Annotated in this window: 9 protein-coding genes; 4 read left to right on the top strand and 5 right to left on the bottom strand. The window is 69.0% G+C overall.

Features of this window, described 5'->3' with window-relative positions; all coding sequences use genetic code 11:
- Positions 1-6: 6 nt before the first annotated feature.
- The 4 genes from DDF62_RS07185 to DDF62_RS07170 all read right to left on the bottom strand — a co-directional run bounded on the left by DDF62_RS07185 (position 7) and on the right by DDF62_RS07170 (position 5,876).
- Positions 7-1,317 carry a DNA recombination protein RmuC gene (locus tag DDF62_RS07185; RefSeq protein WP_116488502.1) on the bottom strand — a complete coding sequence of 437 codons (1,311 nt, stop codon included), beginning with the start codon at positions 1,315-1,317 and terminating at the stop codon, positions 7-9.
- Positions 1,318-1,360: 43 nt separating this feature from the next.
- Positions 1,361-1,777 carry a DUF5990 family protein gene (locus tag DDF62_RS07180; protein WP_116488501.1) on the bottom strand — a complete coding sequence of 139 codons (417 nt, stop codon included), beginning with the start codon at positions 1,775-1,777 and terminating at the stop codon, positions 1,361-1,363.
- A gap of 203 nt (positions 1,778-1,980) precedes the next feature.
- Positions 1,981-4,335, bottom strand: a complete 2,355-nt coding sequence (locus tag DDF62_RS07175) for a glucan 1,4-alpha-glucosidase (protein WP_116488500.1) — start codon at positions 4,333-4,335, stop codon at positions 1,981-1,983.
- Positions 4,336-4,343: 8 nt separating this feature from the next.
- Positions 4,344-5,876 carry an MFS transporter gene (locus tag DDF62_RS07170; RefSeq protein WP_116488499.1) on the bottom strand — a complete coding sequence of 511 codons (1,533 nt, stop codon included), beginning with the start codon at positions 5,874-5,876 and terminating at the stop codon, positions 4,344-4,346.
- A 484-nt stretch (positions 5,877-6,360) separates the two neighbouring features.
- Between DDF62_RS07170 and DDF62_RS07165 the strand changes: the two genes are divergently transcribed.
- From DDF62_RS07165 to DDF62_RS07155, 3 genes are all read left to right on the top strand, one after another.
- Positions 6,361-6,906, top strand: coding sequence for a DUF1697 domain-containing protein (locus tag DDF62_RS07165; protein WP_116488498.1), 546 nt, complete (start codon positions 6,361-6,363; stop codon positions 6,904-6,906).
- A gap of 175 nt (positions 6,907-7,081) precedes the next feature.
- A complete protein-coding gene (locus DDF62_RS07160; RefSeq protein WP_116488541.1) occupies positions 7,082-7,546 on the top strand; it encodes an RrF2 family transcriptional regulator in 465 nt (154 codons plus the stop codon).
- The gene (locus tag DDF62_RS07155) at positions 7,536-8,429 is read left to right on the top strand and encodes an NAD(P)/FAD-dependent oxidoreductase (protein ID WP_116488497.1); all 894 of its coding nucleotides are present in this window, start codon (positions 7,536-7,538) and stop codon (positions 8,427-8,429) included. The genes DDF62_RS07160 and DDF62_RS07155 overlap by 11 nt, the downstream gene beginning before the upstream one ends.
- 119 nt (positions 8,430-8,548) lie before the next feature.
- Here DDF62_RS07155 and DDF62_RS07150 read toward each other — a convergent pair whose 3' ends face one another.
- Positions 8,549-10,582, bottom strand: coding sequence for a glycoside hydrolase family 97 protein (locus DDF62_RS07150; RefSeq protein WP_116488496.1), 2,034 nt, complete (start codon positions 10,580-10,582; stop codon positions 8,549-8,551).
- 137 nt (positions 10,583-10,719) lie between these two features.
- Here DDF62_RS07150 and DDF62_RS07145 point away from each other — a divergent pair, with 137 nt between their 5' ends.
- Positions 10,720-11,733: a LacI family DNA-binding transcriptional regulator gene (locus DDF62_RS07145; RefSeq protein WP_101718651.1), complete on the top strand. Its 1,014-nt coding sequence runs from the start codon at positions 10,720-10,722 to the stop codon at positions 11,731-11,733.
- The last annotated feature ends 175 nt before the right edge of the window (positions 11,734-11,908 follow it).

Raw genomic sequence — 11,908 nt, 5'->3', positions numbered from 1 at the left:
CGGGACTCAGGTAGGCGTCCCGTTTCCAAGGGTCAAGGCGGGGTTTTGTCCCACCCCGTCGCCAGAACCGTTTGAGGCGTCTGAGATTTCCAGCTTGGTGACCGGCCGCACGGCCGTGTCGACGGCCGCCAGCTCCTCGATGCCCTTGCCGCCGTGCTCGACCTTCAGCTTCTCGAACTCGCGGGCCTTGGGCAGCACCCGGCTCTCCAGCGAGCCGACGAAGGCGTTGTACTTGTCGACGGCGGCCGACAGCGAGCGGCCCATGCCGGCCACGTGGCCGCCCATGTCGGCCACCCGCTTGTAGAGCTCGCGGCCCAGGGCGGCGACCTCGACGGCGTTCTTGGCCTGCTCTTCCACGCGCCAGCCGTAGGACACCGCCTTGCAGAGGGCGAACAGGGTCGAGGGCGTGGCGATGATCACCCGCTTTTCCATCGCCTCGGTCATCAGCTCGGGGGCGCGCTCCAGGGCGGCCGCCAGGATGCCGTCGCCGGGCACGAACATCGCCACGAAGTCGGGCGAGACCTCCAGGGCGTCCCAATAGGCCTTGGCCGACAGCGACTGGATGTGGGCGCGCAAGCTGGCGGCGTGGCGCAGATAGGCCGCCTCGCGGGTGACGTCGTCGGGCGCGTCCTGGGCTTCCAGATAGGCGTTCAGCGAGCACTTGGCGTCGATGACGAAGGCGGCGTTGCGCGGCATGCGCACCACCACGTCGGGGCGGACGCGGCCGCCGTCCAGCTGCACCTGCTCGGTGAAATCGACGCCGTGCTTGAGGCCCGCCATCTCCAGCACGTTGCGCAGCATCTGCTCGCCCCAGCGGCCCTGCACCCCGGCCCCGCGGCGCAGGGCGGCCGAAAGCTTGCGGGCCTCGGCCTGGGTGGCGGTCGAGGCCTCCATCAGGGCGGTGATCTGGGCCTTCAAGCCGCCGGTCTCCTCGGCGCGGGTCTTCTCGACGGCGGTGACCTGGGCCTCGAACTTGGCCAGGGTCTCGGCCACCGGCTTCAGCTGGGCCTCGAGGCGGGCCTGGGTCAGCTGGTCGCGGCTCTTGGCGTTCTCGTCGGCGCGCTTGATCAGTTGCTCGGCAACGGCCTGGGCGCTCTTCTCCGCCTCGGCGCGAACCAGCTCCATATTGGTCCTGGCCTGGTCCTCCAGCATGCGGTGGCGCTCCAGCGCCTGCTCCAGCTGCGAGGAGAGCCGCCAGGCCTCCTGCTGGGCGGCGGCGGCCTTGCGCTGCGCCACGATCGCCCACACCACCGCGCCGGCGGCGGCGAGCAGGAACACCAGGGCGAGGATCAGGTAGGGGTCGACAGCGTCGTTCATGCTCCGTTCTTAGCCGGAGTCGAGGGCGCAAGGAAGGCGGGCTTCAGCCGACCACCCGCCAGCCCTCCAGAGGAACCACGGTGGCGCAGGCCGGGCCGCCGTCCTTGGCGCGGCCGGGCAGCAGCACCTCGAGCATCGCGCCCTCCAACGCCCGCGCCAAGAGGTCTTCCGGGATGGTGTGGATGTCGATCTTGGCCCGCCTCGTCCAGGTCGAGCCGTGCTGGCCGGCAGAGGTTCCGATGGCGATGTAGACGAACCGCCGGCTGGGCCCCTCGCTGCGAACGAACTCGCCCAGGTACCGCGGCCCCGGCGCCGCGCGCACGGATACGTCGAAGGCCAGCGGCCCGTCGCCGGCGATCACCGGCCCCACGGGATGGTTCTTCTTGTCCTGCAGGCTGTAGGCCACGCCCGGAACCGGGTCCTGGATGCGCAGCCTCAGCGTGATCGACTGACCGGTCATGGCGTTCCTCCCGGGGCGCAAGAACGGATCGACATTCCGAACTTGAGACGAAAACCTCGTCCTTCGACAAGCTCAGGATGAGGTTTTTCTGCCGCTCGGGCCTTTGAAATGATCCTCATCCTGAGCTTGTCGAAGGACGAGGATCATTCGCCAGGCGTGAATGCGATCCCTCTAGCCGACGCCGCGCCCGGGGCAAACGCCCCCTACTTCGCGTACCGCGCCGCCACCGGCTCGTAGCGATCCCAGACCTGGCCGTCGGCCAGCGAGCGCAGCAGTTTCAGGTACTCTGCGTGCGACCAGGCGAGCGGCGTCGCCGAATCCGTGCCCTCGCCGGTCACGTACGGGTGGCGGGTCTTGGCGCCGACGCCGTCCCACACCTGTTCGGGGATCAAGAGGCCGTCGTTGGCGAAGAGCTCGATGCCCTTGACGTAGCGGGCGCGGATGGCGGCGATCTGGGCCTTGGAAGGCTTGCCCTTCTCAGCCGCCCCCTTTTCGAGAGCGAGGGCCAGTTCGTAGTGGCCGCGCTCGCCGGTGAAGATCGGCCAGACCCGGCCGCGCTGGCCGGGGCTCATCTCGCCGCCCTCGCCATAGTTGCCGCCGGTCTTGGCGTCCTCGCCGTAGCCGTCGACGTCGTAGCGCCGCCAGCCGGGGAAGCTGCCCTTCACGCCCGGGAAGCTGAAGTCGTAGCGCACGCGGTACATGTCCTCGCGGGCGGTGTCGTCCAGCTCGGGCAGGCTGCCGACGATATGGCTGTCGTCGGCCCGGCGCACGCCGTAGCGCACCAGCTCCAGGAAGCCGCCGTCGACGACCTCGTCCTCGGGCGGGGCGATCTGGCCGTTGGCCGCGCCGATCGGCGCCTTGTCGTTGGGGTCCTCGTTCTTGTTCAGGCGCATGAAGTAGCTGCCATCGCCGAACTTGCCGCTGGTGGTGAACATCCGCGCCTCGACCTTGGCGGAATAGCCGTCGGCGGCGGCGCGGTAGCGGTCGCCCGACTTGGCGTCGCCGGCCAGGTCGGCGATCTCGCCGGCGGTGACCAGGCCGGCGATCACCGCGGCCGTGGTCGAGGGCGAGTGGCCGTCCTGTTCCTCCCAGCGCTCCTGCTGGGTGTAGGGCGGGACGATCGTGGCCTTGTTCCAGCCGATGCCGACCTTGCCGCCGTCGACCAGGAAGTCGGCGGCCGGCTTGATCATGCGGGCGTAGTAGGCCTTGAGGTCGGCGTCCTGCAGCCAGCCCAGCTTCCACAGCTTCCAGCCCAGCATGATCGGCATGGCCGTCTGGTCCAGCTGGACGCCGACCCATTCGGGCGTGCCGTCCACCTCCGACTTCTGCAGGAACCAGCCGCCGGCGCCCTTGTTGCCCGGGGTCTTCTCGCCGACCTGCACGGTGGGCAGGTAGTGGAAGGCCGCCAGCGGCGTCTCCTTGTCGCCCAACGCCGCCAGGGCCATGGCGCACTGGTAGAAGTCGCGCGGCCAGACGGCCTTGTAGCCGGTCGAGGGCTTGGAAGCGTCGACCGTGTCGCCCCAGGGGTTGGACAACGAGGCGATCAGGGCGCCGGCATAGGTGCGGTCTTCCTGCACCTTCAGCATCAGGGCGCTGGCATAGGCAAGCTTGCCGCCGTCGGCGCTTTCCTTGGCCACGCGCGGCAGCTCGGTCAGCGAGGCGATGTAGTCGGCCCAGCCCACATGGGCGCCCTCGCCGTTGTAGCGGGCCAGCACCTCGTCATAGCCGGTCTTCAGGCTGGCCATGGCCGTCTGGGCCGAGGCGCCCGGATCGGCGCCGAAGCCGATGGCGAAGTCGTAGGTGGCGCTGCCAGAGGCCTGGGTGGGCAGCTGGGCGGCCAGCACGATCGCGCCCTTGGCCTCCGAACCGCCGGCCAGCACGCCATCGTCGCCGAGGATCTTCAGGGCGTCGTCGCCTTCCAGCCTGGCGGCGGCGGCCTTGGCGAAGGGGCGGTCGCCGCGCAGGGTCAGGTACACCTTGCCCTCGCCGGCCGTCAGGGCCTGGGCGCCAGCCGAGCCGACGTCGTTTCCGCCGGTGTTGGCCATGTGCGGCTCCAGCACCAGGAACGGCGTCACCGAGCCCTTCAGCGCCTTGACCGTCACCCGCAGGAACAGGGCGTGGCGGTCGGGATCGGTGAAGATCCGCTTCTCGATGACGAAGCGGCCGGCCTTGTCGGTGGTGGTGATCCTGTAGGCCGGCGACAGCGGGCGACCCTTCTTGTCCGTATACAGATATTCAGTGCGAGCGGTCGTGTCGCGGCCTTCGACGGCGACGCCATCAGAGGTCTTCACGGCGATCCGCATCTGCTTGATCTGGGCCTCGTGGATCAGGCCGTACATGGTTTCGGTCAGCACGCCGTCGGCGACAGAGAACCAAACCTTCGACACCGCGCCGGTCGGGCCGCCGTCCTTGTAGGCGCCGTCGACATAGGCCTCATACGAGGCGCCGACGGCGGTCTTGGCCGAGTAGGCCCAGGTGGTGGCCGGTTCGGCGGCCTGGGCGGCCGACGCAACGGTCAGAGCCGAGGCGGCCAGGATCAGGGTCTTGAGGGTACGCATCAGGGGCCTCACGAAAGAGACTTGGCCAGCCGCTTGGGCTCGCCCGGGTCGTTGACGGCGAAGACGGAGACGGCGGCGATCAGGAACGAGGCCGCGCCCAGCACGAGCGCGTAGATCGCCTGGCCGCCGAAGAAGGTCTTGAGCAGCAGGCCCAGCACCGTGGCGGCCAACAGCTGCGGAATGACGATGAAGAAATTGAAGATGCCCATGTAGACGCCCATCTTCCGCCCCGGCACCGAGCCCGACAGGATCGAATAGGGCGACGACAGGATCGAGCTCCAGGCGAAGCCCACGCCGACCATGCCGATGATCAGGAGCTTCGGGTCGCGGATCACGAGGAACGACAACAGGCCAAGCCCGCCCAGCACCAGGCAAAGGGCGTGGGCGACGCGGCGGCTCGCAGCGCGGGCGATGACCGGGATCAGCAGGGCCGCCAGGGCCGCCACGCCGTTATAGACCCCGAACAGCACCCCCACCCAGTCGGCGCCGGCGTTGTAGGCGGCCGAGGTCGCGTCGGTCGCGCCGTAGTGGAAAGCGGCGACGGCGGGCGTGGTGTAGATCCACATGGCGAACAGGCCAAACCACGAGAAGAACTGCACCACCGCCAGCTGCTTCATCGTGGCGGGCATGGCGAAGAGGTCCTCGACCACTTCGGAGAAGCCGTTGCCAGTCCGCCCCGCCCGCTTCAGCTGCCCGGCGGCAAGCTGCGCCAGGCCAAAGCCTCCGATCAGGGCGGCCAGGACGTAGAGCTCTTTCTCCAGCTTGGAGGCATAGACGCCCGCCGCGACGGCGAGGCCGGCGACCGTCCAGATCGCGCCGCCGGTCAGGTAGGCGGAAACCGCGCGCCCCGAGCCGGCCTCGGCCGCGACGGCCTCGCCCTTGGCGGCCGCGTCGGCGGCCTCGAAGGCGGCCATCTGCTCGGGCGAGTATTCGCGGGTGGAAAAGACGGTCCACAGCACCGAGGCCAGCAGCGCCGCCCCGCCCACATAGAAGGCGATGCGCACCGAAGGCGGGATCTGGCCGGCCGGGGCGGTGTTGGCCACGTCCAGCCAGTTGGTCAGGATCCACGGCAGGCACGAGGCCAGCACGGCGCCGATGCCGATGAAGAAGCTCTGCATGGCGTAGCCGGTCGAGCGCTGCTCGTCGGGCAGGTTGTCGCCGACGAAGGCCCGGAACGGCTCCATGGTGATGTTGATCGAGGCGTCCATGATCCACAGCGCCGAGGCCGCGATCCACAGGGTCGGCGAGTTGGGCATCAGGACCAGAGCGGCCGTGGTCAGGATCGCGCCCCAGAAGAAGTAGGGCCGCCGACGGCCAAGCTTGCCCCAGGTCTTGTCGGACAGGTGGCCGATGATCGGCTGGACCAGCAGGCCCGTGGCGGGCGCGGCGATCCACAGGATGGCCAGGTGATCGATCTCGACGCCGAGGGTCTGGAAGATGCGGCTGGTGTTGGCGTTCTGCAGGCCAAAGCCGATCTGGATCCCGAAGAACCCGAAGCACATGTTCCAGATCTGGAAGAGGCTCAGCCTGGCCTTGGTCATCGCTTCCCCGCCTTGACACCGCCGGTTGGCCCGGCCGTTTGCGCAAATATTTGCATTGCGCTTTACGGCGTGCATTTGCGCATGGGGAGCGGAGCGATGCAACGGCGAAGTGGGATTATGGCCGGCATCATGGGCGAAATTGGCGCCGAAATGGATCTTCCACCTGGCGTCAGCCAGGCCTCCCCGAGATGAAGACCGCCCGCGATCGGCAATGATTCTCATAAATTTGCATCACTCCCTCTCCCGTCACTCCCGCCCGCGCCTCCGCGGCTGAAAGAGGGCTTCCCGCCACAAGGGCGGGTGTTGATCGAAACAGACACTTGCTCGCGACGCCGATTTGACCGCCCAGAACAGGCGGGGGACCAACTTCGGTTCACGCCCCATCCCCGCCGCTCCGGAGGCCTGCCGAAGCGCCGGCCTCAAATCCCCCGCGACGGCGGCCCGCCCAGGGCTTAAACAGCCGCCTCGTTCGAAAGGCCCGACCATGTCCCTCCACATCGCCCTGCTGCGCGGCGTCAACGCCGCCGGTGGTCGTCTGATCACCGCCGACGAGTTGACCGGCCTGCTGACCGATCTCGGCCACACCGAAGTCCGCATGGGTCCCAAGGTCGGCGACTGGGTGTTTGAGAGCAACGAGCGCACCGGCGCGGAACTTCAGACCCAGATCGAAACCGAGCTGATGGCGCGCCTGGGCCTGCGCACCGATGTCTATGTCCGCACCGCCGAGGCCTGGCGGGCCCTGGTCGCGGCCAACCCGTTCCCGGACTTCGCGGCGGCCGATCCGGGCTGGCTGATGACTCTGTTCTGCAAGGACACCCCCGACAAGAAGGCCATGGGCGCCCTGCGCGCGGCGATCCGCGGGACCGAGCAGGCGCGGGCCGAAAGCCGCCAGATCTATGCGATCTATCCCGACGGCGTCGGCGGCTCGAAACTGACCACCAGCCTGGTCGAGAAGACTCTCGGTACGCGGCTCACGGGTCGGACGTGGACGGCGGTGCTGGCGCTCGCCGAGATGCTCGAGCCGATCTAGTCCTCACTGTCTTTCCTGTCGCCATCGCCCCGCCCCTCTCCAACCGCGCTGGCCTCGGCGAACGGCGAGAAGCCTCATCGGTAGCGGTGGATGCCCCCGCCACGGGGGCGGGAATGACAAGAGGAGGCGGGAGCCCCCCTTGCATCCCGCCCCATCACGTAACATGTATAATTACATGAAACGGAACAGCCGCCTCTCCGTCGCCCTGCACGTGCTGCTGCACATGGCCGAACAGGCCGACAAGGCCCTGACCTCGGACGTCCTGGCCTCTTGGGCCGCGACCAATCCGGTGGTCATCCGCCGCACCTTCGCGGGGCTGCGCGACGCCGGCATCGTCGGCTCGACCAAGGGCCACGGCGGCGGCTGGACGCTGCTGAAGCCGCTCGACGCCGTCAGCCTGGCCGACATCCAGGCGGCGCTGGACGAGCCGCTGCTGGCGCTGGGCAAGGCCGAGGAAAGCCCCGGCTGCCTGGTCGAACTCGCGGTCAACGCCGCGCTGGACGACGCGGTGGCCGAAGCCCGCCGGCTGCTGGACGAGCGGCTGTCGAAGATCACCCTGGCGGACCTGGCCGCCCAGATCGGCCCGCGCCGCGTCGTGCTGCAGGCGGCGGGCTGCAAGGACCCCCATCATGAACCATGACGTCATCGTCGTCGGCGGCAGCTTCGCCGGCCTGTCCGCCGCCATGCAGCTGGCCCGCGCCCGCCGCGACGTGCTGGTGGTCGACGCCGGCCTGCCCCGCAACCGCTTCGCCGACGCCTCGCACGGCTTTCTCGGCCAGGACGGCAAGGCCCCGTTCGACATCCTGCGCGAGGCGCGCCGACAGCTGGCGGCCTATCCCACCGTCTCGTTCGTCGAGGGCGAAGCCCGCGACGCCGGGGTCGAGAGCGACGGTTTCGCCGTGGCGCTGGGCGACGGTCGCACGGTGCGCGGCAAGCGCCTGGTGCTGGCCACCGGCGTCGCCGACCAGCTGCCCGACATCCCGGGCCTCAAGCCTCGCTGGGGCGCGACCGTTCTGCACTGCCCCTACTGCCACGGCTACGAGGCGCGCGACCAGAGGCTGGGCGTGCTGGCCGGCGGTCCGATGGACCTGCACAAGGCCCGTATGATCCCCGACTGGGGCCCGACCACCCTGTTCAGCCAGGGCCTGCCGATCGACGCGGCGACCCGGGGCCAACTGGCCGCGCGCGGCGTGGCCATCGAGGAGGTCCCGGTGGTCGAGCTGCTGGGCGACGAGCCGGCGCTGTCGGGCGCCCGCCTGGCCGACGGCCGCATCGTGGCCATCGAGGCGATCTTCGCCTCGCCCACCGTGCGCATGGCCAGCCCGCTGGCGCAGCGGCTGGGCTGCGCCTTCGAGGACGGCCCGCTGGGGCCGCTGATCACCGTCGACGACTGGAAGGCGACCAGCGTGCCGGGCGTCTTCGCCGCCGGCGACGCGGCGAGGGCCAACCACAACGCCACCCTGGCCTCGGCGGATGGGGTCTTGGCGGGGGTGGGCGCGCACCGGTCGCTGGTGTTTGGGTGATCCCCAACCCGTAAAACCCCCGCGAAAGCGGGGGCCCAGGCTTTTTCTGCAACGCCCGGCGCTCGACGATAAAACGCCTGGGTCCCCGCTTTCGCGGGGATTTTACGGGAGGGAGAGATCTAGCGCTTCCCGAGCGCCACGAAGCGGATCGCCTGGCCGCCGCCAGGGGCCAGTTTCAGCTCCAGAATGTCGGCCGCCGTCACCTCGCGGGACTCGATGACGATGTCCTGCGGGGCGGTCTTCCAGTCGGCTTTCTCGCCGTCGCGATAGATCTCGGCGCGGTACTTGCGGCCCGGATCCAGGAACGACAGCGGCGCCGAAAGCACCCGGCCCTGCTCGTCGCTGATCGCGCCCAGGTACCAGTCGTCGCTCTTGCGGTCCTTGCGGGCGATGGTGACGAAGTCGCCGATCTCGCCGTTGACCACGCGGGTGTCGGCCCAGTCGACCGGCACGTCCTCGATGAACTTGAACGGCTTGGGGTTGGCCTCGTAGTTCTCGAGCAGGTCGGCGGCCATCTGGATCGGGCTGTAGATCACCACGTACAGCGCCAACTGCTTGGCCCATGTGGTGGCCACGCCGTCGGGAGCCTTGGTCTTCATGCCGAAGATGCCTGGCGTGTAGTCCATCGGCCCGGCCAGCAGGCGGGTGAACACGAGGTTGGCCTCGTGCTCGGGCGGATTGCCCGGTTGCCCCCAGGCGCTGAACTCCATGCCCCGCGCCCCCTCGCGGCTGATCCAGTTAGGATAGGTGCGGCGCAGGCCGGTGTCCTTGATCGGCTCGTGGGCGTTGATGGCGATCTGGCGCTTGGCCGCGGCCTCCAGCACCCGCAGGTGATGCTGCGCCATCGGCTGGCTTTCGTGCCAGGCGAAGTGGGTCTTGCCGTCCGGGCCGGTCACCTGGGCGCCGCCGGCGTCGGCCACATAGCCGGTCTTCACGGCCGGCACGCCCACCGACTTGTAGAGATCGAAGGCGGCGTCCATCTGGCGTTCGTAGACGACGGTGTTGCCGGCCGTCTCGTGGTGGCCGATCAGCACGACGCCCTTCTTGCGGGCGTAGTCGGTCAGCTTCGCAAGATCGAAGTCGGGATAGGATTCGGTGAAGCTGAACTCCGAGCCGTCGGCGAACCAGGCGCCGTCCCAGCCCTTGTTCCAGCCCTCGACCAGCACCCCGCCCAGGCCGTGCTTGGCGGCGAAGTCGATGTGACGGATGACGTTCTCGTTGGTCGCGCCGTGCTTGGGGCCCGAGCCCCAGGTCTTGTGATCCAGGTGCATCTCCCACCAGACGCCGACATACTTCATCGGCTTGATCCACGAGACGTCGCCCAGCTTGTTGGGGTCGTTGAGGTTCAGGATCAGGCTGGAGGTCACGAGGCCTCCGGCGCTGTCGGCGATCTGCAGGGTGCGCCAGGGGGTGGGGAACGGCAGCGTGCGCTCGACCTTGGCTTCGTTGATCCCCGGCGTCAGGCTGGCCTTGAAGCGGCGATCCTGGGCGCGGGTCAGGTTCATGCCGGCATAGTCCACGAGCGAGGCCTCGTGGATCGAGACGTGCAGGCCGTCCTTGGTGCGCAGGGTCATCGGCGTCTGGGCGACGCTGACCTCTTCGACCGGCGTGGTGTTGTAGAGATATTCCTCGCGGTTCCACTCATAGGCCGGGATCCACCAGGCGGTGGCCTCGTCCACCAGGGAGAACTCGGTCAGCTCCTCGCCGATGCGGGCCGTCTTCAGGTTGGCCTGCTCGGGGAACTCGTAGCGGAAGCCCAGGCCGTCGTCATAGAGGCGGAACACCACGTCCAGCCGGCGGTGCAGCGGGGTCTTCTCGACCAGGGTGACGCGCAGCTCGTTGAAGCGATTGCGCACGCTCTTGCGCTCGCCCCAGGGCAGGTCCCAGGTCTCGTCGACGCTGCGGGTCTTCTGGTCGGTCACCTCGAAATTGCGTTGCAGCTTGGGGGCGTCGACCAGGATGAAACCCAGCTTCGACGCGGCCACCACCGGCCGGCCCAAGCGGCTAACGGCGTAGGTCGGCTGGCCGTCGTTGTCGGTGGTCACCGTCACGCTCAGCACCTTGTCGGGCGAGGTCGCGGTGGCCGTGACGCCCGCGAGCGCGGGCGAGGCCGCCAGGGCCAGGGCGGCCACGGCAAGAAGGCGCAGGATCATGCTTCTACTCCGGAAAACCTCGCCTTGCCGCACTTGCCAAGCGCGGCGGGCGATGCGTTAAACAGGTCAGTGAAAAAGTTTGCGGCAAATTTTGCGCCCACCACTTCGGGCGCTACGGACGACGGGGACGGAACACCGTGAGCAAGGGGGCGACGCGTCTGGAAGACCTGGCCAGGATGGCCGGCGTCTCGATCTCCACGGCCTCGCGGGCGCTGAACGACAGCCCCGCCGTCAACCAGCGCACCAAGCAGCTGATCTGGAAGCTGGCGCGCGAGATGGACTATCCGTTCCGCCGCTACATGCCCGCCGGCCCGATCGGCGCCGAGGGCACGATCGCCATCGTCGTGCCGCGCCCGCAGCACCGCGAGGGACGGCTGTCGGACCCGTTCTTCCTCGAGCTTTTCGCCGGCGTCGGCGAGGCCGCTCGCGAGCGGGGCTGCGACATCCTGGTCAGCCACGTGGCGCCGGGCAGCTTCGAGGACCTGTCGGCGGCCATGACCACCAGCCGCGCCGACGGGGTGATTTTCCTCGGCCAATCCTGGCTGCACACCGCCTTCAACCGCCTGGCCGAGACGGAAGCCCGCTTCGTGGTCTGGGGCGCGCAGCTGCCCGACCAGGCCTATTGCTCGGTGGGTTCGGACAATCCGCTGGGGGCCAAGCGCGCGACGCTGCACCTGGCGCGTCTCGGTAGAAAGCGCATCGTCTTCCTGGGCGACACCGAGGCGCCCGAGGCCATGCAGCGCCACCGCGGCTATCTCGACGCCGTCGAGCAGTTCGGCCTGGGCGTCGATCCCGACCTGATCGTGCCGGCCCACTTCGAGGTCGAGTCGGCCGAGGCCAGCATCGACTCCTTGATCCAGCGCGGGGTGAAGTTCGACGGCGTCGTGGCCGCCTCCGACCTGATCGCCCTGGGCGCCATCCGCGCCCTGCAGCACGCGGGCCTGTCGGTGCCCGGCGACGTCTCGGTGATCGGCTACGACGACGTGCCCTTCGCCCGCTATTCTCGTCCGGCCCTGTCGACGATCTCGCAGGACACCGCCAAGGCGGGACGGCTGATGGTGTCCAAGCTGCTGGACGCCAGCGGCCAGGGGGCGAGCCGCAGCGAGCGGGTGCCGACAGACCTGATCATCCGGGAAAGCTGCGGGGGGTAGGGCGTCCCCCACGCCTTCCCTTTTCTTCCCGTCATTCCCGCCCTTGTGGCGGGAACCCCTGGTTCCGCTCGCAGGTGAGCAGCAAGCGGATCGCCGGCGATCCGCCCCACTCGCACGTGCGGCTGACAGAGGGGTTCCCGCCACAAGGGCGGGAATGACGGGAGATGAAAGAAGA

This window comes from Caulobacter radicis, assembly GCF_003094615.1.
Lineage (GTDB): Bacteria > Pseudomonadota > Alphaproteobacteria > Caulobacterales > Caulobacteraceae > Caulobacter > Caulobacter radicis.
This window is presented reverse-complemented; position numbering and strand designations above follow the sequence as displayed.

What these genes read in the sequence shown, in the direction of transcription:
- DDF62_RS07185 (WP_116488502.1), bottom strand. Translation starts at nt 1,317, where the DNA reads ATGAACGACGCTGTCGACCCCTACCTGATCCTCGCCCTGGTGTTCCTG.
- DDF62_RS07180 (WP_116488501.1), bottom strand. Translation starts at nt 1,777, where the DNA reads ATGACCGGTCAGTCGATCACGCTGAGGCTGCGCATCCAGGACCCGGTT.
- DDF62_RS07175 (WP_116488500.1), bottom strand. Translation starts at nt 4,335, where the DNA reads ATGCGTACCCTCAAGACCCTGATCCTGGCCGCCTCGGCTCTGACCGTT.
- DDF62_RS07170 (WP_116488499.1), bottom strand. Translation starts at nt 5,876, where the DNA reads ATGACCAAGGCCAGGCTGAGCCTCTTCCAGATCTGGAACATGTGCTTC.
- DDF62_RS07165 (WP_116488498.1), top strand. Translation starts at nt 6,361, where the DNA reads ATGTCCCTCCACATCGCCCTGCTGCGCGGCGTCAACGCCGCCGGTGGT.
- DDF62_RS07160 (WP_116488541.1), top strand. Translation starts at nt 7,082, where the DNA reads ATGAAACGGAACAGCCGCCTCTCCGTCGCCCTGCACGTGCTGCTGCAC.
- DDF62_RS07155 (WP_116488497.1), top strand. Translation starts at nt 7,536, where the DNA reads ATGAACCATGACGTCATCGTCGTCGGCGGCAGCTTCGCCGGCCTGTCC.
- DDF62_RS07150 (WP_116488496.1), bottom strand. Translation starts at nt 10,582, where the DNA reads ATGATCCTGCGCCTTCTTGCCGTGGCCGCCCTGGCCCTGGCGGCCTCG.